Consider the following 20,396-nt stretch of genomic DNA (forward strand, 5'->3'; position numbering starts at 1 on the left):
AAGGCAATAAAAAAAGCCCCGAATGTTCGGGGCTTTTTTTATCGTGACGGGTTACAGGCCGTTTTTGGCCTTGAACTCGCGACGACGACGGTGCAGTACCGGCTCGGTGTAGCCGTTTGGCTGCTGGGTGCCTTCGATCACCAGTTCGATGGCCGCCTGGAAGGCGATGTTGCTGTCGAAGTTTGGCGCCAGCGGACGGTACAGCGCGTCGTTGGCGTTTTGACGATCGACCACAGGCGCCATGCGCTTGAGGCTTTCCAGGACCTGGGTTTCGCTGACGATGTCATGACGCAGCCAGTTGGCGATGTGCTGGCTGGAAATACGCAGCGTGGCACGGTCTTCCATCAGGCCGATGTCGTTAATATCCGGCACCTTCGAACAACCTACGCCCTGGTCGATCCAGCGCACCACGTAGCCCAGGATGCCCTGGGAGTTGTTGTCCAGTTCGTTCTGGATCTGTTCCGGCGTCCACTGGGGGTTCACTGCCAGCGGGATGGTCAGGATATCGTCCACCGACGCAGGGGCGCGCTTGGCCAGTTCGGCCTGACGGGCGAACACGTCAACCTTGTGGTAGTGCAGCGCGTGCAAGGCGGCGGCGGTCGGCGATGGCACCCAGGCGGTGTTGGCACCGGCCAGCGGGTGAGCGATTTTCTGCTCCAGCATCGCGGCCATCAGGTCGGGCATGGCCCACATGCCTTTGCCAATTTGCGCACGGCCTTGCAGGCCAGTGCTCAAGCCGACATCGACGTTGTTGTTTTCGTAGGCCGAAATCCACTTCTCGGCTTTCATGTCGGCCTTGCGCACCATCGGCCCGGCTTCCATCGAGGTATGAATCTCATCGCCAGTACGATCCAGGAAACCGGTGTTGATGAACACCACGCGCTCGCTGGCAGCCTTGATGCACGCCTTGAGGTTGATCGTGGTGCGCCGCTCTTCGTCCATGATCCCGACTTTGAGCGTGTTGCGTGGCAACTTGAGTACGTCTTCGATACGGCCGAACAGCTCGTTGGTGAACGCGGCTTCTTCAGCGCCGTGCATCTTCGGTTTGACGATGTAGACCGAACCGGTGCGGCTGTTGCTGCGCGTGGCCTTGCCGTTGAGGCTGTGGATCGCGGCCAGGCTGGTCAGCAGGCCGTCGAGGATGCCTTCGGGTACTTCGTTGCCGTCCTTGTCGAGGATCGCATCGATGGTCATCAGGTGACCCACGTTGCGTACGAACAACAGCGAGCGGCCGTGCAGGCTGACGGTACCGCCATTTGGCGCGGTGTACTCGCGGTCCGGGTTCATGGTGCGGGTGAAGGTTTCGCCGCCCTTGGACACCTGTTCGCTGAGGTCGCCTTTCATCAGGCCCAGCCAGTTGCGGTAGATCACCACCTTGTCATCGGCATCAACGGCGGCAACCGAGTCTTCGCAGTCCATGATGGTGGTCAGGGCCGCTTCCATCAGCACGTCTTTGACGCCTGCGGCATCGGTCTGGCCGACAGGGCTTGCGGCATCGATCTGGATTTCGAAGTGCAGGCCGTTGTGCTTGAGCAGCACGGCGGTCGGTGCCGCGGTTGAGCCGTGGTAGCCGATCAGTTGCGCGGTGTCGCGCAGGCCGGTGCTGGCGCCGCCCTTGAGGGTGACCTGCAAGGCGCCGTCAACGATGGCGTAGCCGGTGGAGTCAACGTGAGTGCCGCTGGCCAGAGGCGCGGCTTCGTCGAGAAAGGCGCGGGCGAAGGCGATGACCTTGTCGCCGCGAACCTTGTTGTAGCCGCGACCCTTGGTGGCGCCATCGGCTTCGCTGATGGCATCGGTGCCGTACAGCGCGTCGTACAGCGAGCCCCAGCGGGCGTTCGAAGCGTTGAGGGCGAAGCGCGCATTCATGACCGGCACGACTAATTGCGGGCCTGCCATGCGGGCGATTTCGTCATCGACGTTTTGTGTCGTTGCCTGGAAATCTGCGGCTTCTGGCTGCAGATACCCAATATCCTGGAGGAAGGCTTTATAAGCCACGGCGTCATGGGCCTTGCCGGCCTGAGCCTGGTGCCAGGCGTCGATCCGCGCCTGCAAATCATCGCGTTTGGCGAGCAGTGCTTTGTTCTTGGGTGCCAGGTCATTGATGACCTTGTCGGCACCGGCCCAGAACTGATCGGCGGTGAGGCCGGTACCGGGGATAGCTTCGTTGTTTACGAAGTCGAACAGGACTTTGGCGACCTGCAGGCCACCGACGTGAACGTGTTCAGTCATTGCTTGCCTCACTCATTTTTATTTAAAGCCTGGAGCGCTTCTTAAAACACCGCGTGGCTCATGCTGGCGGGGTTGGACGGGGTACAGCAGACACCTTGGCGGACCATGTTGCAAGTTATGTAGTGGTCGCCGAGGCATACTACATGATCAATTGCAGATGTGAAAATCAGACCAATCACGTCGTTCTGCGACCGTTTTTACGCTATCGGTCACGCAGAAGAACAGGATGTTCTCAAGAAACATGCAGGTTGTTCCAGATAATTCTAAAAACAGTACACAATTTAATGTTTAGCGATCGGGTTTTATCTGTGTAGTCGCTGCCGAAGGCTGCGAAGGGTTGCGGAGCAACCCGTTTTCCATAGAGCGACACAACCCGCTTCGCAGCCCTCGGCAGCGACTACGAGCATTTGATGGCGGCCTATACTCATTCGATCCCCCCAACAAGAGAGACCCCCGCCATGAACCATCTTGTGATTACGGTGTTTGCCCAGGACAAGGCCGGGCAGGTCGAGCGCATTGCTCAATGCATCGCCGAGCATGGCGGTAACTGGCTGGAGAGTCGAATGTCGCGCATGGCCGGGCAATTTGCCGGAATCCTGCGCGTGGGTGTGCCCGCCGAAGCTCACGATGAGCTGGTCGATGCGTTGCAGCATCTGGGCAAGGAAGGGATTCGGGTGTTGATTGCCGAAAGCGGCATCGAGCAGTCCTGCACCTGGAAGCCCATCGCCATGGAGCTGGTGGGCAACGACCGCCCCGGCATTGTGCGCGACATCACCCGGGTGCTGACGGAGCAGGGCGTGAGTCTGGAGCGGCTGGTGACAGACGTGCGGCCCGCGCCGATGAGCAACGAGCCGCTGTTTCATGCCGAGGCCATTTTGGCGGTGCCCCTGACCTTGTCCCTGGATGTGCTGCAAAAACGTCTGGAAACCCTGGCGGATGAGCTGCTGGTGGATTTGAAGTTCAGCACCGAGGAGTAACGTCGCCGGTTCAGCTGCGCTTGCGCAGGCTGAACCAGGCATCGAGGCTGTACACCACCAGGCCGGCCCAGATAAATGCAAAGGCGATCAAGGTGCTTTCGGACAAGTGCTCGCCGTAAACCGATACCGCCAGAATCAAGACCAGCGTCGGCGCGATGTACTGCATAAAGCCCAGGGTTGTGTAGGGCAGATGCCGTGCGGCGGCGTTGAAACACACCAGGGGTATCAGCGTGGCCGGGCCTGCGGCGACCAGCAACCAGGCCTCTGAGGTGCTCCAGAAGTCGGCATGGGCGCTGTTGGCCTCGGGGTGCAGCAGCAACCAGACGATGGCCACCGGGACCAGAATCCATGTTTCGACCACGAGCCCCGGCAATGCCTTGACCGGGGCCTGTTTGCGGATCAGCCCGTAAAAACCGAAGCTCAGTGCCAGCGCCAGGGACACCCAGGGCAGACTGCCCACTTGCCATACCTGTTGTGCCACACCGACAACGGCCAGGCCCACTGCAATCCACTGCAGGCGGCGCAGGCGTTCCCCCAGCAACAACATGCCGAGCAATACGTTGACCAGTGGGTTGATGTAGTACCCCAGGCTGGCTTCGAGCATGCGGTCGTTGTTCACGGCCCACACATACGTCAGCCAGTTGGCGGCAATCAGCAGGCCACTGAAGGTCAAAACGCCAATGCGCTTGGGGTTGTCGCGCAGTTCCTGCCACCAGCCGGGGTGTTTCCACACCAGTAGCAACAGTGAACCGAACAACGCGGACCAGAGCACCCGGTTCACGATGATTTCGGCAGCCGGAACGCTGGCCAGCAGTTTGAAGTAGAGCGGGAAAAGGCCCCAGATGACATAGGCCGTGAGGCCTAAAATATACCCGCGACGCGGGTTTGCGGCTTGCATGCAGAATCCTTGCTTAGGCAACTAACAGACACGGAAGAAGCTGTGAGTGTAAGCAGGTTTTGCAGGCGTGTCCGGTGTGAGGCGGGACGTTTTCTGTAGTCGCTGCCGAAGGCTGCGAGGGGTGGCCGGCGCTCCCGGGAAAACGGGTTGCTTCGCAGCCCTTCGCAGCCTTCGGCAGCGACTACAGTGTTCACCCGGCTTTCTTAAAACAGCTTCAGCGGCTCTTCATTCAATGCCGAAAGCTGCTCGCGCAATGCCAGGATCTGGTCGCCCCAATAACGCTCGCTGCCAAACCACGGGAAGCTGTGGGGGAAGGCCGGGTCGTCCCAGCGCCGAGCCAGCCAGGCGCTGTAGTGCATCAGGCGCAAGGCGCGCAGCGGCTCGATCAGCGCCAGTTCGCGGGGGTTGAAGTCATGGAACTCGCTGTAGCCGTCCATCAGCTCTGACAGCTGGCCCAGGCATTCCTGGCGATCCCCGGCCAGCATCATCCACAGGTCCTGCACTGCAGGGCCCATGCGGCAATCGTCGAGGTCGACGATATGGAACACTTCGTCGCGGCACATCATGTTGCCGGGGTGGCAATCGCCGTGCATGCGGATGCTGGTGTGGGGGGTGGCGGCGTAGACGTCTTCGACCCGCTTGAGCAGGTCGCGGGCGACGGACTCGTAGGCCGGGAGCAGGCTGCGCGGAATGAAGTTGCCTTCAAGCAGGGTGGTCAGCGAGTCGTGACCGAAGTTTTTCACCCCCAGTGCTTCGCGGTGCTCGAACGGCTTGGTCGCGCCTACGGCATGCAGGCGACCGAGCAGTTGCCCGAGGCGATACAGCTGGTCGAGATTGCCCGGTTCTGGCGCGCGGCCACCTCGGCGTGGAAACAGGGTGAAGCGGAAACCTGCGTGTTCGAACAGGCTTTCACCGTTGTGAATCATCGGTGCGACCACCGGGACATCAAGCTCGGCCAGTTCGAAGGTGAAACGGTGTTCTTCGAGGATGGCTTCGTTGGTCCAGCGCTGCGGTCGATAGAATTTGGCGATCAGCGGTTCCGAGTCTTCGATACCTACCTGGTACACGCGATTTTCGTAGCTGTTGAGCGCGAGCACACGGGCGTCGCTCAGGAAGCCGATGCTCTCGACGGCGTCGAGCACCAGATCAGGGGTAAGTGTTGCAAACGGATGAGACATGCTGACTCCTGCGCGCAGCAGGCTGCCGCGTCCGGCCATGCATGTTAGCGCAGACCGGGGTATGGAAGGGCAGGTTAATGCACCGGCCTGTGGGAGCGGGCTTGGTCGCGATGCAGTCCTTGCGGTGTATCAGGCAAACCGCGTCGACACTGTCGCGGGCAAGCCCGCTCCCACAAAAGCGGGTTCAAGCTTTTACGCGCCGACGATACCGCCGTCTTCCCGGCTGATGGCCATGACCGATGAGCGCGGTTTGCCGTTGGGCAGGTGTTCGGGGAAGGTGGAACCGCCGTTCTCGCCAGGGTGCTGAATGCCCACGAACAAGGTTTTGTGGTCGGGCGAGAAGCTGATACCGGTGACTTCGCAGCCCACCGGGCCAACCATAAAACGGCGGATTTCACCGCTGACCGGGTCGGCGCACAGCATCTGGTTATTGCCCATGCCTGCAAAGTCGCCGCTGTTGCTGGCATCACCGTCGGTCAGGATCCACAGGCGCCCTGCGTCATCGAATCCCAGGCCGTCGGGGCTGTTGAACATGTTCTGCGGGTTGATATTGGCGGAGCCGCCCTTGGGTTGTTTACCGTGAACGGCCGGATTGCCCGCCACGACGAACAGGTCCCAGTCGAAGGTGTCTGAGCCGTGATCGGCATTGCGCGCTTTCCAGCGCAGGATCTGCCCGTAGACGTTTTTCTCACGGGGATTGGGGCCGCCGACCGGTTGCCCGTCTTCGCCGCGCTTGACGTTGTTGGTCAGGGTGCAATAGACCTGGCCGTCCTTGGGGCTGACCACGATCCATTCCGGGCGGTCCATGCGGGTGGCGCCGACGGCGCTGGCGGCCATGCGTGCATGGATCAACACGTCGGCCTGGCTGGCAAAGCCGTTCGCGGCATCAACGCCGTTTTTGCCGTGGGTCAGTTCAATCCACTGACCGTGACCCTTGGGGCGATCAGGGTTGCTGTCGCCAGCGTCAAAGCGCGCCACATACAGCGTGCCGTGGTCCAGCAGGTCGCGATTGGCCTTGGGGTTCTGGTGGTCGATCTTGTCGCGGCTGATGAATTTGTAGATGAACTCGCCGCGCTCGTCGTCGCCCATGTACACCACGGCACGGCCGTCGCCGGTTTCGGCCAGGGCGGCGTTTTCGTGTTTGAAACGGCCCAGTGCGGTGCGTTTGACCGGTGTTGAAAGCGGGTCGAACGGATCGATTTCAACGACCCAGCCGTGGCGATTGAGTTCGTTGGGGTTGAGTGCCATATCGAAGCGCGGGTCGTGCTGGTGCCAGTTGATGTCTTTGCTGGCCGCGACCACGCCATAGCGCTTTTGCGCGGCATCGAACGCTTGCTTCGGGTCGGAGCTGCCGAAGCAATCGGTGAAGTTTTCTTCGCAGGTCAGGTAGGTGCCCCACGGGGTTTTGCCATTGGCGCAGTTCTGGAAGGTGCCCAGTGCGCGGGTGCCGGTCGCGTCGGCCTGGGTGCGCAGCAACTCATGACCGGCAGCGGGGCCGCTCAGGCGAATGGGCGTGTTGGCGTGGATACGTCGGTTGAAGGGAGAGCCCTGGACAAACTGCCAGCCGTCGCCCTTGCGCTGGATCTCGATCACCGACACGCCTTCAGTGGCCTGGGCCTTGTGCACTTCTTCTGCAGAAACAGGTGAACCGCCATGGGGGAAGAGGTAGCGGTAGTTGGTGTATTCGTTGTTGATCGCCATCAGGGCGCGGTTCGGATCATCCGCGAAGGCGAACAGGCTCATGCCGTCGTTGTTGTCGCCAAACTGTACTTCCTGGGCGCTGGCAGTGCCGTTGCCGGAAGGATCAAACACCGGGCCGTCGGCTTGCAGCGGCTGCCCCCAACTGATGAGCACCGAGGAGCGATAGCCGGGTGGCAGGCTGATGGTGTCAGTGGTGGCCGCATTGATGCTGTCGAAGCCCAGCAGGTTGCTGTTGGCGGCGCTGACACCGGCTGCCAGGGCACTGCGACTGAGCAGGCCACCGCCTAGAAACATCGCTGCGCCGCACAGGGCGCCAGCACTGATAAAGCCGCGACGACTCAGGCCAATGATCTGCTCAAGGTCGGTGGATTGGTTTTCTTCTAATAGGCTCATGGCTGGCTTGGCTCTTGACGGTTTTGGCAAACACCATAAGCAGCGGGTATGACAGAGATGTTTCAGTCGGGAGCGGATGCGGGAGCTGGTGACACTTACAGCGCGGTGCCCAGCAATACCAGCGATGGCGCAAAGTGCACTTGGGCCTCGCTACCCTCGGTCAGCCCAAGTGTTTCGAGGTGTTGCGGTTCGGTCAGGGCACACAGGGTCTGGCCGCTGGGCAGGGTGATACGGACTTCGCTGGGGCCGTTGTCGATGTGCAGGATCTGCTCGATGCGTCCGTGCAGGTGATTGTGCTCGGCGTTGGAAGGGGATGCGGCATCCTGCAGTTGCAGCCAGCCTGCCTTGATCAACGCCACTGCCTGGCTGCCGATTGCCAGTTCCAGGCGCAGGGTGCTGTCGCGGGTGATTTGTGCGTGAAGGGTCAGGCCACCGGGCAGTTCCAGCTGAATCAGATCGTTATGGCCGTGGCGGTGGATGGCAATGACGGTGCCGTGCAACTGGTTGCGGGCGCTGGTGCGCAGCATCAGGCGTCCCAGCAGGTCGAGGTCCTGAATGTCTTCGGCGGCGTCCAGCACCTGGGTTTGCAGCGCCTGCAGACGCTGATATAGCCGCAACACCCGCTCACCGGCCACGGACAGTCGAGCGCCGCCGCCGCCTTTGCCGCCGATGCTGCGCTCAACCAAGGGGGTTTGCGCCAGGTTGTTCAGTTCATCAATGGCATCCCACGCGGCTTTGTAGCTGATACCGGCGCTTTTGGCGGCGGCCGTGATCGAGCCTTGGTCAACAATGTGCTGCAGCAGCGCGATGCGTTGCGGGCGACGGACCATGTGTTGGGCGAGGAGGGCGGGCAGGTGCATGACGGAGAATTCACAAGGCAGGACGTGCCCGGAAAGTGCCTGCTCAACCGGGTGGCGTCAAGGAGGCCCGTCGGGTTTTGGCGTGCGGGCCAGGCAATACACATCGACCCGCCTGGCCCCGGCCTTGACCAGCAGCCGGGCCAGGCTCTGCGCCGTGGCGCCGGTGGTCAGCACGTCATCTACCAGCGCCAGGTGCAACCCGGTGACCTGCACGCCCGGTGCCAGCCTGAATGCTTGCAACACGTTGCGCTTGCGGTTTTTGGCGTCCAGGACTTGTTGCGCGTCCGTGTCCTGGGTACGCAGCAGCCAGTGCTCGTGTCGAGGGATGTTCAGCGCAGCACTTAGCCACTGGGCGAGCAGGGCGGCCTGGTTATAGCCGCGCTGGCGCAGACGTTTGCTGGACAAGGGCACCGGCAGCAGGAAGTCGGGTCGCGGGCTGCCGGAGTTGAAGGCATCGAGCAGCGATTGGCCGAGAAGTTCGGCTAAAAGTCGTCCATAAGGCCACTTGCTGTGATGTTTGAAACGGATGATCAGACTGTCGATCGGAAAGCCGTACACCCAGGGTGCATGCACTTGCTCATAGGCTGGCGGCTGCTTGATGCAGTGGGCGCATACCAGCCCGGCCATCGGTAATGGCAATGCGCAGCGCTTGCAGCGATCAACCAGCCAGGGCAATTCCAGTTCGCAGGCGGCACACAGGGCATAGGGTGTGCAGCAGTGCTCATCACACAACAAACAGGATTGGTTATTAAATAACCAGATGTAAACCAGCTTGATCCATTGTGGTTGACAGTTCATGTCACATCCTTAAACATGCCGACATCCGTGCCGTGCCTGGGGCGTTTGCCTCAGGTTCAAGTCTAAGCATAAACAAGAGAAACGCCGATGAGCGCCAGCAGCCTTGCCAACGTGCGACATGATTGGTCTTTAGCCGAGGTCCGGGCGATGTTTACCCAGCCCTTCAATGACCTGCTTTTCGAAGCGCAGACCGTTCATCGCAAGCACTTCAATGCCAACCGGGTACAGGTTTCGACGCTGCTGTCGATCAAGACCGGCGCCTGCCCGGAAGATTGCAAATATTGTCCGCAGTCGGGCCACTACAACACTGGCCTGGCTAAAGAGAAGTTGATGCAGGTGCAGAAGGTGCTGGAAGAAGCACAGCGGGCCAAGTCCATCGGCGCTACCCGTTTCTGCATGGGCGCCGCGTGGAAGCACCCGTCGGCCAAAGACATGCCCTACGTACTGGAAATGGTCAAAGGGGTGAAGGCCATGGGGCTGGAAACCTGCATGACCCTGGGCAAGCTCGATCAGGAGCAAACCGCAGCGTTGGCCCACGCAGGTCTGGATTACTACAACCACAACCTCGACACCTCGCCCGAGTTCTACACCAGCATCATCACCACCCGTACTTACAGCGAACGCCTGCAAACCTTGAGTTACGTGCGTGATAGCGGGATGAAAATCTGCTCCGGCGGGATTCTGGGCATGGGCGAGTCGCTGGACGACCGCGCCAACCTGCTGATCCAGTTGGCCAATCTGCCTGAGCACCCCGAGTCGGTGCCGATCAACATGCTGGTGAAAGTGGCCGGCACGCCGATGGAAAACGCAGAAGACATCGACCCGTTTGACTTCATCCGCATGCTGGCGGTGGCGCGGATCATGATGCCGCACAGCCATGTACGCCTGTCGGCGGGCCGTGAGGCAATGAACGAGCAAATGCAGGCACTGGCGTTCTTTGCCGGGGCCAACTCGATTTTCTACGGCGACAAATTGCTGACCACGGCCAACCCTCAGGCGGACAAGGACATGCAGCTGTTCAGCCGTCTGGGCATCTTGCCCGAGGCGGGTGAAGACCATGCGGACGAGGTGCATCAGGCCGTGATCGAGCATGCGCTCAGGGATCAGAAATCCAGCGAGCAGTTTTATAACGCTGTGGTTTAACCCACACATTCCCGTAGCCGCTGCCGCAGGACCTTAGCTTTCAATACCGAAGCCGGGGCCGCTTCGCTGCCCATCGCAGCGTGCGGCAGCGGCTACAAGGGATTACAGTCAGCATGCCATTTGATCTAAACGCCCGCCTGGCCGTTCGCCGTGCCGACAATCTGTACCGTCATCGACCGCTGCTGGAAAGCCCTCAAGGGCCGCAAGTGGTGGTCGACGGGCAGCCTTTGCTCGCCTTCTGCAACAACGACTATCTGGGGCTGGCCAATCATCCGCAGGTCATCGAAGCCTGGCAGGCCGGTGCTTCACGCTGGGGGGTGGGGGGAGGGGCGTCCCATCTGGTCATCGGCCACAGCACCCCGCATCACGCACTGGAAGAAGCCCTCGCCGAGTTCACCGGCCGTGAGCGGGCACTGCTGTTCAGCAACGGCTATATGGCCAATATGGGCGCCGTCACGGCGCTGGTGGGCCAGGGCGATACGGTGCTGGAAGACCGTCTGAACCATGCCTCGTTACTGGATGCCGGTTTGCTGAGCGGCGCGCGCTTCAATCGCTATTTGCATAACGACGCGGTCAGCCTGACCAAGCGCCTTGAGAAAGCCTGCGGCAATACGCTGGTGGTGACGGATGGCGTATTCAGCATGGACGGCGATCTGGCCGACTTGCCTGCGCTGGCCCGTGAAGCCAGGGCCAAAGGCGCCTGGTTGATGGTGGACGATGCCCACGGCTTTGGCCCCTTGGGTGCCAATGGCGGCGGGATTGTCGAGCACTTCGGCTTGAGTGCGGACGATGTGCCGGTGCTGGTCGGGACGCTCGGCAAGGCATTTGGCACCAGCGGTGCATTTGTCGCGGGCAGCGAAGAGCTGATCGAAAGCTTGATCCAGTTCGCCCGGCCTTACATCTACACCACCAGCCAGCCCCCTGCCCTGGCCTGCGCAACGTTGAAAAGCCTTGAACTGCTGCGCACCGAGCATTGGCGACGTGAGCACCTGAACACCTTGATAGGCCAGTTTCGTCGTGGCGCCGAGCAAATCGGCTTGCAGTTGATGGACAGCTTTACCCCGATCCAGCCGATCATGGTGGGCGACAGTGGCCGGGCCATTCGCCTGTCGCAGAGGCTGCGCGAGCGCGGTTTGCTGGTGACGGCCATTCGTCCGCCAACCGTGCCTGCAGGCAGTGCACGCTTGCGCGTGACCTTGTCGGCCGCTCACACAGAGGCACAGGTGCAGCTATTGTTAAGTGCACTCGAAGACTGTTGGCAGACGTTGGAGCCAGATCATGCGTGATCGTTTGGTTTTGTTGCCGGGCTGGGGCCTGGGGGTGTCACCCCTGGAGCCTCTGGCCCAGGCATTGCGCGCTCTGGACGAGCACTTGCGGGTTGAGATCGAACCGCTGCCGGTGCTGCTGTCTGTCGATCTTGAAGACTGGCTCGACGAGCTCGATTCGACCCTGCCCGACAACGTATGGCTGGGCGGCTGGTCACTGGGCGGGATGCTCGCCAGTGAGTTGGCGGCACGCCGGGGCGACCGTTGCTGTGGCCTGGTGACATTGGCCAGCAACCCGAGTTTTGTCAGTCGCGAGGACTGGCCGAGCGCCATGCCCGTGTCGACGTTCGAACCGTTCCTCAGCGGTTTTCGCGATGCACCCAACACCACCCTCAAACGCTTTTGCCTGTTGTGCAGCCAAGGCTCGCCTGAGTCTCGGGCACTGGCCGGGCTGCTGTTGGGCGCAGCGCCCCACGCTCAACCCGATACCCTGCTGGCCGGTCTTGAACTGTTGGGCAAGCTGGATGCCCGTGATGCCTTGCAACGTTTTAGCGGGCCGCAACTGCATCTGTTTGCCGGGCTTGATGCGCTGGTGCCGGTGCAGGCAGCGACCGATGTGCTGGCGTTATTACCCGATGTCGAAGTGGGTCTGATTGAACAGGCCTGTCATGCTTTTTTACTGGAGGCTCCCCACGAATTGGCGGCGGCAATCCAGGCGTTTTTACACGAGTCGGGCGATGAATGATTTAAGTATTGCGATGCTTGCGGCCAGTTTGCCGGACAAGCGTCAGGTAGCGGTCTCGTTTTCCCGTGCGGCTGCCAGTTACGACAGTGTCGCCGAGCTGCAACGGGCCGTTGGCCATGAATTGATCGCCCGGCTGCCGGCCGGTCTCAGTCCGCAACGCTGGCTGGACCTGGGCAGTGGCACGGGCTATTTCAGTCGCGTGTTGGGTCAGCGTTTTGTCGATAGCCAGGGGCTGGCGGTAGACATTGCCCAGGGCATGCTGGCGTACGCCCGCCCACTGGGAGGTGCGCAACACTTCATTGCTGGCGATGCCGAAAGCCTGCCGCTGCAATCCAATAGTTGCGATGTGATTTTCTCCAGCCTCGCGCTGCAATGGTGTGCGGACTTCAGGGCGGTACTGAACGAGGCCCACCGTGTACTCAAGCCTGGCGGGGTGCTGGCGTTTGCCAGTTTGTGTGCGGGCACCTTGAGTGAGTTGCGCGACAGTTGGCGAGCGGTCGACGGTCAGGTTCACGTCAATCGTTTCCGTGAGTTCCAGACCTATGAGCAGTTGTGTGCCAACAGTGGAATGCAGGTGCTCGGCTTGCACAAACAGCCCCATGTGCTGCACTACGCTCAGGTTCGCCAGTTAACCCATGAACTTAAAGCGCTGGGTGCGCACAATCTGAACCCCGGTCGTCCTGAAGGATTGAGTGGCCGGGCGCGGCTTCAGGGGATGGTTGGCGCCTATGAGAAATTTCGTCAGCCGCTCGGGTTGCCGGCGACGTATCAAGTGGTCTACGGCATTTTGGAGAAAGCGCGATGAGCCCTGCGTACTTCATTACCGGTACTGATACCGATGTGGGTAAAACCACGGTGGCGGCAGGTCTTCTGTATGCCGCCCGCATCTCAGGGCTGAGCACTGCGGCGGGCAAGCCGGTGGCGTCCGGGTGTGAAATCACGCCACAGGGCCTGCGCAATGCAGACGCGCTGGCGCTGATGGCCGAAAGCTCGATCAAGCTCAGTTATGACGAGGTCAATCCGATAGCCTTCGAACCGGCTATCGCTCCGCATATCGCTGCGCGCGAAGCCGGGGTGGTGTTGACGGTTCGTTCGCTGCTGGAACCCATGCAGCACATTTTGGCCAGGCAGGCAGATTTCACCCTGATCGAAGGCGCGGGTGGCTGGCGCGTGCCGCTTTCAGGGCAAGACAGCTTGTCGGATTTGGCTCAAGCGCTGGATCTCCCGGTGATTTTGGTGGTGGGCGTGCGTTTGGGGTGTATCAGCCATGCGTTACTGACCGCCGAAGCGATTGCACGGGATGGCCTGCAACTGGCTGGCTGGGTGGCCAATATCATTGGTCCGAAAACTTCACGCCTGGAAGAGAACCTCGCCACGTTGGCCGAGCGTTTGCCCGCACCCTGCCTGGGTCGTGTGCCAAAGCTGAAATCGGCATCGGCGCAGTCCGTGGCTGAATATCTGCAACTGGATCTGCTGGACTGACAGCAGTTCCCACAAATCAATCCTCCTTTGCCTACGAGCCGACCTAAGACGAACGGCGGCTTCGCGCTGCTTGACAATAAATAGGCGTAAACGTATGTTTCAAACACCTGTTTGACCGCCATAACAAATCCACGCGGTCGTTCATCCCCGGATTCATCAGCAGAGGTTTATCGCTATGCCTGACTACAAGGCCCCCTTGCGTGATATTCGCTTCGTTCGTGACGAACTGCTCGGTTACGAAGCGCATTATCAGAGCCTGCCGGCTTGCCAGGACGCTACTCCAGATATGGTTGACGCCATTCTTGAAGAAGGCGCCAAGTTTTGTGAGCAGGTGCTGGCACCTCTGAACCGCGTGGGTGACATCGAAGGCTGCACCTGGAGTGAATCCGGCGTTAAAACCCCTACCGGTTTTAAAGAAGCCTACAAACAATTCGTTGAAGGCGGCTGGCCGAGCCTGGCCCATGACGTAGAACACGGCGGCCAGGGCCTGCCGGAGTCGCTGGGTCTGGCAGTCAGTGAAATGGTTGGCGCTGCCAACTGGTCGTGGGGCATGTACCCGGGCCTGTCCCACGGTGCGATGAACACCATCTCCGAGCACGGTACTCCCGAGCAGCAAGCCACTTACCTGAGCAAGCTGGTGACTGGCGAGTGGACCGGCACCATGTGCCTGACCGAATCCCATTGCGGTACTGACCTGGGCCTGTTGCGCACCAAGGCCGAACCTCAGGCTGACGGTTCATACAAGATTTCGGGCACCAAGATCTTCATCTCGGCTGGCGAGCACGACATGGCCGACAACATCGTCCATATCGTTCTGGCCCGCCTGCCGGATGCACCGGCTGGCACCAAAGGCATTTCGCTGTTCATCGTTCCCAAGTTCAACGCCAACGCCGATGGCAGCCTGGGTGAGCGCAACGCCGTGTCCTGTGGTTCGCTTGAGCACAAAATGGGCATCCACGGTAACGCGACCTGCGTGATGAACTTCGACGGCGCGACAGGTTTCCTGATCGGCCCGCCGAACAAAGGCCTGAACTGCATGTTCACCTTTATGAACACCGCACGTCTGGGCACCGCTTTGCAGGGCTTGTCCCACGCCGAAATCGGTTTCCAGGGCGGCCTGAAATACGCCCGTGACCGTCTGCAAATGCGTTCGCTGACCGGACCAAAAGCCCCTGAAAAGGCGGCTGACCCGATCATCGTTCACCCGGACGTACGTCGCATGCTGTTGACCATGAAGGCATTCGCCGAAGGCAACCGTGCGATGGTTTACTTCACCGCAAAGCAAGTCGACATCGTGAAATACGGCGTTGATGAAGAAGAGAAAAAGAAAGCCGACGCACTGCTGGCCTTCATGACTCCGATCGCCAAAGCGTTCATGACTGAAGTAGGTTTTGAGTCCGCCAACCACGGCGTTCAAATCTACGGCGGCCACGGCTTTATCGCTGAGTGGGGCATGGAGCAGAACGTTCGCGACAGCCGCATTTCGATGCTGTACGAAGGCACCACCGGTATCCAGGCACTCGACCTGCTGGGCCGTAAAGTGTTGATGACCCAAGGCGAAGCCCTCAAGGGTTTCACCAAAACCGTCCACAAGTTTTGCCAGAGCAACGAAGGCAATGAAGCGCTGAATGAATTCGTCACGCCACTGGCTGCACTGAACAAGGAATGGGGCGAGCTGACCATGAAGGTCGGTATGGCAGCCATGAAGGACCGTGAAGAAGTGGGTGCGGCTTCGGTCGATTACCTGATGTATTCCGGTTATGCATGCCTGGCGTACTTCTGGGCTGACATGGCCCGTCTGGCGGCTGAAAAGCTGGCGGCCGGCACGTCCGAAGAAGCGTTCTACAAAGCCAAGCTGCAAACTGCGCGCTTCTACTTCCAGCGCATCCTGCCGCGCACACGCGCACACGTTGCCACCATGCTGTCGGGCGCTGCCAACCTGATGGACATGAAAGAAGAAGACTTCGACCTGGGCTACTAAGTCCTGGCGGGTCATCTTGCAAAGCCGCTTCTCCTTTTGGGGAGGCGGCTTTTTTTTGGGTGGGCACATGTGGGAGCGGGCTTGCTCGCGATGGCATCACCACGGTCTTCCTGAAACACCGCGCCGCCTGAATCGCGAGCAAGCCCGCTCCCACAAAAAATATATGACCGTATGTATGTTTTCGGTCACAGCATGACCCTATGTATCGCCGTTGTCGTTAAGCTAGACTGGGTCCTACATTAATCGCCGTTTACAGATTACGAGGTTTGCCATGGCTGACTACAAAGCGCCCCTGCGCGATATGCGCTTCGTCCTCAATGAAGTGTTCGAGGTCGCTACACTTTGGGCGCAATTACCTGCGTTGGCAGACACCGTGGATGCTGAAACGGTAGAAGCCATTCTTGAAGAGGCGGGCAAGGTCACCGCTAAAAGCATCGCGCCGCTGAGCCGAAGCGGTGATGAAGAAGGTTGTCACTGGGACAACGGTGCGGTGACCACCCCCGCAGGTTTCGTCGATGCCTATCGCACCTACGCCGAAGGCGGCTGGGTCGGCGTAGGCGGTGATCCACAGTTCGGCGGCATGGGGATGCCCAAGGCGGTGTCGGCCCAGGTCGAAGAAATGATCAACTCCTCCGGCCTGTCCTTCGGCCTGTATCCGATGTTGACCGCCGGCGCCTGTGTGTCGATCAACGCCCACGCCAGCGAAGAACTGAAAGCCACCTATCTGCCCAATATGTATTCGGGCGTGTGGGCCGGTTCCATGTGCTTGACCGAACCCCATGCCGGGACGGATCTGGGGATCATTCGCACCAAAGCCGAACCTCAAGTGGATGGCTCTTATAAAGTCAGTGGCACCAAAATCTTCATCACTGGCGGCGAACACGACCTGACGGAAAACATCATCCACCTGGTGCTGGCCAAATTGCCGGATGCGCCTGCCGGGCCCAAAGGCATTTCGCTGTTCCTGGTGCCGAAGTTCATGGTCAACGCCGATGGCAGCCTGGGTGATCGCAACCCGGTTACCTGCGGCTCGATTGAACACAAAATGGGCATTCAGGCGTCTGCCACCTGCGTGATGAACTTCGATGAAGCCGTCGGCTACCTGGTGGGCGAGCCCAACCGTGGCCTGGCTGCGATGTTCACCATGATGAATTATGAACGCCTGGGGGTTGGCATTCAGGGTCTTGCCTGCGGCGAGCGCTCATACCAGAACGCGGTTGAATATGCCCGCGACCGCCTTCAAGGGCGTGCTGCAACCGGCGCTCAAGCCCCGGGCAAAGTGGCGGATCCGATCATCGTGCACGCGGACGTGCGCCGCATGCTGCTGACCATGAAGGCTTCGAACGAAGGGGGTCGAGCCTTTTCGACGTATGTTGCCAATCAGTTGGACATTGCCAAGTTCAGCGAAGACCCATCGGCGCGTGAGCGGGCTGATGGCCTGGTTGCCTTGCTGACGCCTGTGGCCAAAGCCTTCCTGACGGATCTTGGGCTTGAAACCACGGTGCACGGTCAGCAAGTGTTCGGCGGTCATGGCTACATTCGTGAGTGGGGCCAGGAGCAACTGGTGCGTGATGTGCGTATTACCCAGATCTACGAAGGCACCAATGGTATCCAGGCGCTGGATCTGGTGGGGCGCAAGATCGTGGGTAACCAGGGTGTTTACTATCGCCAGTTCGCTGACGAGATTCGTCAGTTCATCGCCTCGGCCAACAGCGATCTGAATGAGTTCACCCAGCCATTGGCGTCGGCTTTGGACACACTTGATCAGTTGACAGCCTGGGTGCTGGACCGCTCGCAAAACAACCCGAACGAGATCGGAGCCGCATCGGTCGAGTACCTTCAAGTTTTTGGTTACACGACGTATGCGTACATGTGGGCGTTGATGGCCAGGGCCGCGTTGGGCAAAGAGGCCGATGAAGCCTTTTATGCCAGCAAACTGGGCACTGCACGCTTCTACTTCGCACGTTTGCTGCCGCGGATCCATTCATTGAGCGCGTCGGTGAAGGCGGGCAGCGATTCCCTTTATCTGCTGGACGAGGCACATTTTTAAAGGGTTTATTAATTTGTAAGCATTTGCTTACATTGCATGCTGACAATCTCCCATATCGCCAGATTGGATCCAGAGGTAATCTACTTTCCATGGACGTAGAGCAGGAAGCTCAAAGCAACAACAGGGACACGTAGGATTCTGCCAGGATGGCGGAGTGAAAAGGATGTCAGGGAAACAGTCTGTAAAACCCCGCCTCGGCGGGGTTTTCTTTTTTGTGCGTCAGAATTTTTACTTTGACGTTAGATCCCTCCGTAGCAGCTGCTACGCGGCTACAACGTTTGTTCATTGCTCTGCATCACATCCTCAAGCAGCGTGCGTAATAGCCCCAATGTGGCTTGCTGACGCTGCACATCACGGCACACCAGCCCGACCTTCAGCGGTACGCGAGGCTCACTCAGGGGTTTCCACAGCAATGTCTGGTCGTCATGTTGATGGCGCGAGCGCCCCGGCAATACGGTGGCCAGTTTGCTGTGGGGCAGGCTGTCGAGGATCCCGGCCATGGTATTCAACTCGGCCTGGACCTGCGGTCGACGGCCGAGGTTGGCGAGCTGGGTTTGCCAGATCTGGCGCACCTGAAACTCTTCCCCCAGCAACAGCATCGGCAGCTCTGCGGCCTGGCTCAGTGAAACCTTCTTGAATTCACGCAGCGGATGATCAGCCGGGATGACCAATTGAAGCTCGTCTTCGTACAGCATCATGCCGTGCAGGCCTGGCTGGCGTGGCGGCAGGTAGCTGATACCAATATCGAGTGAGCCATTGAGCAGGCGCCGTTCGATCTCGATGCCGGTCAACTCGTAAATCTGTACCACCAAATGGGGTTGGGCCTGGCGCACACGCTCCAGCATGTGCGGGACGAGGCTGGTGTGCACGGTTTGCAACACGCCGATGGCAATCGTGCGCAGGGCCTGGCCCTGGAAATGGTGCAAGGCCTCCTTGGCCCGCTGCAAACCATCGAGCAGTGGCAAGGCGTGGTTGTACAACGTGTGCGCTGCAAGCGTGGGCAGCAGGCGTTTGCTGCTGCGCTCAAAAAGGCTGACATCGAGGTTGTGTTCGAGCTGGCGGATCTGCTGCGAAAGGGCTGGCTGCGAGATAGAAAGACGCTCGGCAGCACGGCCCACATGGCCTTCTTCATAGACCGCGACGAAATAACGCAGTTGCTTGAAATCCATAAGTAATACTTATCGAAAATGCTTAAAAAACGAAATGGCCCATTGGCCTTGAGGCGCCTAGTCTACGCCCATTCCACAAGGCTCATCGAGCCAGAGAGGCTGATGTGCAGCGGCGTTTTACATAGGCAGGGCAATAAACCCATCGAGAGGTTTACCTTCTATATGAACAGCCGCAGGTTGCAAATCGAATCTGTTTATGGTCACAAGGTCCGCGTGCATGAACCTGTTTAACCTGCGTCGTCATTCCCCCAGTCTTGAAGAGATGGCTGCGCATTCGACACCCTCGATATCTGGCAACCACCCTTCCCGTGAGTACCTTATGCCTTGCGTTGAGCGCGAAGCCCATGTGTTTGTGCGCGGACAAGGTTCGTGGATGTGGGACAGCGACAGCCGTGCGTACCTGGATTTCACCCAGGGCGGGGCGGCCAATAGCCTGGGCCATAGCCCGGCGGTGCTGGTCAAGGCGATGGCTGACCAAGCGCAATCCTTGATGAACCCAGGTGCGGGTTTTTTAAACCGGGGGATGCTGGATTTGGCGCATCGTTTGTGTGAAAGCACTGGCAGCGATCAAGTGCATTTGCTCAATACCGGGGCTGAGGCCAACGAGGGCGCAATCAAGCTGGCGCGCAAATGGGGGCAACTGCATCGCGGGGGCGCACACCGGATTATCACGGCCAGCCGCAGTTGTCATGGTCGCAGTTTTGGTGCGATGTCGGCCTCGGGCAGCGCGACGGTGGATAACCGTTTCGAGCCGCAACTGCCGGGTTTTATCAATGTGCCGTTCAACGACTTGCCCGCGTTGCATGCGGCCGTCGATGCACAGACCGTGGCAATCATGCTGGAACCGGTGCAAAGCGAAGCCGGCGTGATCCCGGCAACCGAGCATTACCTCAAGGGTGTGGAGCGTTTGTGCCGCGAGTTGGGGATTTTGCTGATTCTGGATGAAGTCCAGACCGGTATGGGCCGTTGCGGCACGTTGCTGGCGGAGCAGAATTACGGCATTCGCGCCGACATCATCACCCTGGGCAAGGGCCTGGGCGGGGGAGTGCCACTGGCTGCGCTGCTGGCTCGCGGCAAGGCATGCTGCCTGGCGCCAGGCGAACTGGGCGGCACCCATCATGGCAATGCCTTGATGACCGCAGCAGGCTTGGCAGTGCTCGACACGATGCTGGAGAAGGGCTTTTTGCAGCAGGTCCGTGACGCGGGGCAGCACTTGCGCGAAGGCCTGGGCCGTTTGGCCAATAGTTATGCACAGGGTGAATTGCGTGGGCAGGGTCTGCTGTGGGGGCTGACCTTATCGGACGACTCGGCCCAGGCGGTGGTCAAGGCGGCGCTGTACGAGGGGCTGCTGATCAGCGCGCCGCAACCTGATTGCCTGCGGTTTACCCCGGCACTGTGCGTCAGCAAGGGCAATATAGATGAAATGCTGCTGCGTCTGGCCCGGGCCTTTGCCCGTGTTCGCACGGCTCAGTTGCAGTGCCGTCGCGGTGTTGCGGTCTGACTGCATCTGCCACACAGAATTTAAAG

The 20,396-nt window shown here is 60.0% G+C and carries 16 protein-coding genes; 9 read left to right on the forward strand and 7 right to left on the reverse strand.

Annotated features, from left to right (window positions below; all coding sequences use genetic code 11):
- Positions 1–51: 51 nt before the first annotated feature.
- A complete protein-coding gene (locus KO536_RS20980; RefSeq protein ID WP_219262854.1) occupies positions 52–2,229 on the reverse strand; it encodes a malate synthase G in 2,178 nt (725 codons plus the stop codon).
- A 458-nt stretch (positions 2,230–2,687) separates the two neighbouring features.
- On the opposite strand from KO536_RS20980, the gene KO536_RS20985 reads away from it, so the two are divergent.
- Positions 2,688–3,206: a glycine cleavage system protein R gene (locus KO536_RS20985; protein WP_019823006.1), complete on the forward strand. Its 519-nt coding sequence runs from the start codon at positions 2,688–2,690 to the stop codon at positions 3,204–3,206.
- Positions 3,207–3,216: 10 nt separating this feature from the next.
- On the opposite strand, the gene rarD is transcribed toward KO536_RS20985, so the two are convergent.
- The 5 genes from rarD to KO536_RS21010 form a co-directional block, all read right to left on the reverse strand.
- Positions 3,217–4,104 (reverse strand): EamA family transporter RarD, encoded by an 888-nt coding sequence (rarD, locus tag KO536_RS20990; protein WP_133075269.1) that lies wholly within the window; start codon positions 4,102–4,104, stop codon positions 3,217–3,219.
- Between the two features lie 203 nt (positions 4,105–4,307).
- Positions 4,308–5,282, reverse strand: coding sequence for a serine/threonine protein kinase (locus KO536_RS20995; RefSeq protein ID WP_219262855.1), 975 nt, complete (start codon positions 5,280–5,282; stop codon positions 4,308–4,310).
- A 192-nt stretch (positions 5,283–5,474) separates the two neighbouring features.
- On the reverse strand, positions 5,475–7,376 hold the full coding sequence (locus KO536_RS21000) for a PhoX family phosphatase (RefSeq protein WP_219262856.1): 1,902 nt from the start codon (positions 7,374–7,376) through the stop codon (positions 5,475–5,477).
- A gap of 95 nt (positions 7,377–7,471) precedes the next feature.
- Entirely contained in the window at positions 7,472–8,236 is a 765-nt protein-coding gene (locus KO536_RS21005) for a TOBE domain-containing protein (protein ID WP_219262857.1), read from the reverse strand.
- 57 nt (positions 8,237–8,293) lie between these two features.
- On the reverse strand, positions 8,294–9,034 hold the full coding sequence (locus KO536_RS21010; protein ID WP_219262858.1) for a ComF family protein: 741 nt from the start codon (positions 9,032–9,034) through the stop codon (positions 8,294–8,296).
- A gap of 87 nt (positions 9,035–9,121) precedes the next feature.
- On the opposite strand from KO536_RS21010, the gene bioB reads away from it, so the two are divergent.
- The 7 genes from bioB to KO536_RS21045 all read left to right on the forward strand — a co-directional run bounded on the left by bioB (position 9,122) and on the right by KO536_RS21045 (position 17,700).
- Entirely contained in the window at positions 9,122–10,177 is a 1,056-nt protein-coding gene (gene bioB, locus KO536_RS21015) for a biotin synthase BioB (RefSeq protein ID WP_219262859.1), read from the forward strand.
- A 113-nt stretch (positions 10,178–10,290) separates the two neighbouring features.
- Positions 10,291–11,463, forward strand: a complete 1,173-nt coding sequence (bioF, locus tag KO536_RS21020; RefSeq protein WP_219262860.1) for an 8-amino-7-oxononanoate synthase — start codon at positions 10,291–10,293, stop codon at positions 11,461–11,463.
- Positions 11,456–12,187 (forward strand): alpha/beta fold hydrolase, encoded by a 732-nt coding sequence (locus KO536_RS21025; RefSeq protein WP_133075275.1) that lies wholly within the window; start codon positions 11,456–11,458, stop codon positions 12,185–12,187. Before bioF ends, KO536_RS21025 begins: the two co-directional genes overlap by 8 nt.
- Positions 12,180–12,992, forward strand: coding sequence for a malonyl-ACP O-methyltransferase BioC (gene bioC / locus KO536_RS21030; protein WP_133075276.1), 813 nt, complete (start codon positions 12,180–12,182; stop codon positions 12,990–12,992). Before KO536_RS21025 ends, bioC begins: the two co-directional genes overlap by 8 nt.
- The gene (gene bioD / locus KO536_RS21035) at positions 12,989–13,669 is read left to right on the forward strand and encodes a dethiobiotin synthase (protein WP_133075277.1); all 681 of its coding nucleotides are present in this window, start codon (positions 12,989–12,991) and stop codon (positions 13,667–13,669) included. The genes bioC and bioD overlap by 4 nt, the downstream gene beginning before the upstream one ends.
- A gap of 175 nt (positions 13,670–13,844) precedes the next feature.
- Positions 13,845–15,650, forward strand: a complete 1,806-nt coding sequence (locus KO536_RS21040) for a phenylacyl-CoA dehydrogenase (protein WP_219262861.1) — start codon at positions 13,845–13,847, stop codon at positions 15,648–15,650.
- A 271-nt stretch (positions 15,651–15,921) separates the two neighbouring features.
- Entirely contained in the window at positions 15,922–17,700 is a 1,779-nt protein-coding gene (locus tag KO536_RS21045) for an acyl-CoA dehydrogenase C-terminal domain-containing protein (RefSeq protein ID WP_219262862.1), read from the forward strand.
- 269 nt (positions 17,701–17,969) lie between these two features.
- Here the strand turns inward: KO536_RS21045 and KO536_RS21050 are convergent, their stop codons facing one another.
- Positions 17,970–18,869, reverse strand: coding sequence for a LysR substrate-binding domain-containing protein (locus KO536_RS21050; RefSeq protein ID WP_133075281.1), 900 nt, complete (start codon positions 18,867–18,869; stop codon positions 17,970–17,972).
- Positions 18,870–19,086: 217 nt separating this feature from the next.
- On the opposite strand from KO536_RS21050, the gene KO536_RS21055 reads away from it, so the two are divergent.
- Positions 19,087–20,370, forward strand: coding sequence for an aspartate aminotransferase family protein (locus KO536_RS21055; protein WP_219262863.1), 1,284 nt, complete (start codon positions 19,087–19,089; stop codon positions 20,368–20,370).
- Positions 20,371–20,396 lie beyond the last annotated feature (26 nt).

This window comes from Pseudomonas sp. NKUCC02_KPG, from assembly GCF_019345465.1.
Lineage (GTDB): Bacteria > Pseudomonadota > Gammaproteobacteria > Pseudomonadales > Pseudomonadaceae > Aquipseudomonas.

Excerpts from the sequence above, each read along its gene's own strand:
- KO536_RS21025 (WP_133075275.1), top strand. The coding sequence starts at position 11,456 with ATGCGTGATCGTTTGGTTTTGTTGCCGGGCTGGGGCCTGGGGGTGTCA.
- KO536_RS21040 (WP_219262861.1), top strand. The coding sequence starts at position 13,845 with ATGCCTGACTACAAGGCCCCCTTGCGTGATATTCGCTTCGTTCGTGAC.
- KO536_RS20980 (WP_219262854.1), bottom strand. The coding sequence starts at position 2,229 with ATGACTGAACACGTTCACGTCGGTGGCCTGCAGGTCGCCAAAGTCCTG.
- rarD (WP_133075269.1), bottom strand. The coding sequence starts at position 4,104 with ATGCAAGCCGCAAACCCGCGTCGCGGGTATATTTTAGGCCTCACGGCC.
- KO536_RS21050 (WP_133075281.1), bottom strand. The coding sequence starts at position 18,869 with ATGGATTTCAAGCAACTGCGTTATTTCGTCGCGGTCTATGAAGAAGGC.
- KO536_RS21000 (WP_219262856.1), bottom strand. The coding sequence starts at position 7,376 with ATGAGCCTATTAGAAGAAAACCAATCCACCGACCTTGAGCAGATCATT.
- bioC (WP_133075276.1), top strand. The coding sequence starts at position 12,180 with ATGAATGATTTAAGTATTGCGATGCTTGCGGCCAGTTTGCCGGACAAG.
- KO536_RS21045 (WP_219262862.1), top strand. The coding sequence starts at position 15,922 with ATGGCTGACTACAAAGCGCCCCTGCGCGATATGCGCTTCGTCCTCAAT.
- KO536_RS20985 (WP_019823006.1), top strand. The coding sequence starts at position 2,688 with ATGAACCATCTTGTGATTACGGTGTTTGCCCAGGACAAGGCCGGGCAG.
- KO536_RS21010 (WP_219262858.1), bottom strand. The coding sequence starts at position 9,034 with ATGAACTGTCAACCACAATGGATCAAGCTGGTTTACATCTGGTTATTT.
- KO536_RS21005 (WP_219262857.1), bottom strand. The coding sequence starts at position 8,236 with ATGCACCTGCCCGCCCTCCTCGCCCAACACATGGTCCGTCGCCCGCAA.
- bioB (WP_219262859.1), top strand. The coding sequence starts at position 9,122 with ATGAGCGCCAGCAGCCTTGCCAACGTGCGACATGATTGGTCTTTAGCC.
- KO536_RS21055 (WP_219262863.1), top strand. The coding sequence starts at position 19,087 with ATGAACCTGTTTAACCTGCGTCGTCATTCCCCCAGTCTTGAAGAGATG.
- bioF (WP_219262860.1), top strand. The coding sequence starts at position 10,291 with ATGCCATTTGATCTAAACGCCCGCCTGGCCGTTCGCCGTGCCGACAAT.
- bioD (WP_133075277.1), top strand. The coding sequence starts at position 12,989 with ATGAGCCCTGCGTACTTCATTACCGGTACTGATACCGATGTGGGTAAA.
- KO536_RS20995 (WP_219262855.1), bottom strand. The coding sequence starts at position 5,282 with ATGTCTCATCCGTTTGCAACACTTACCCCTGATCTGGTGCTCGACGCC.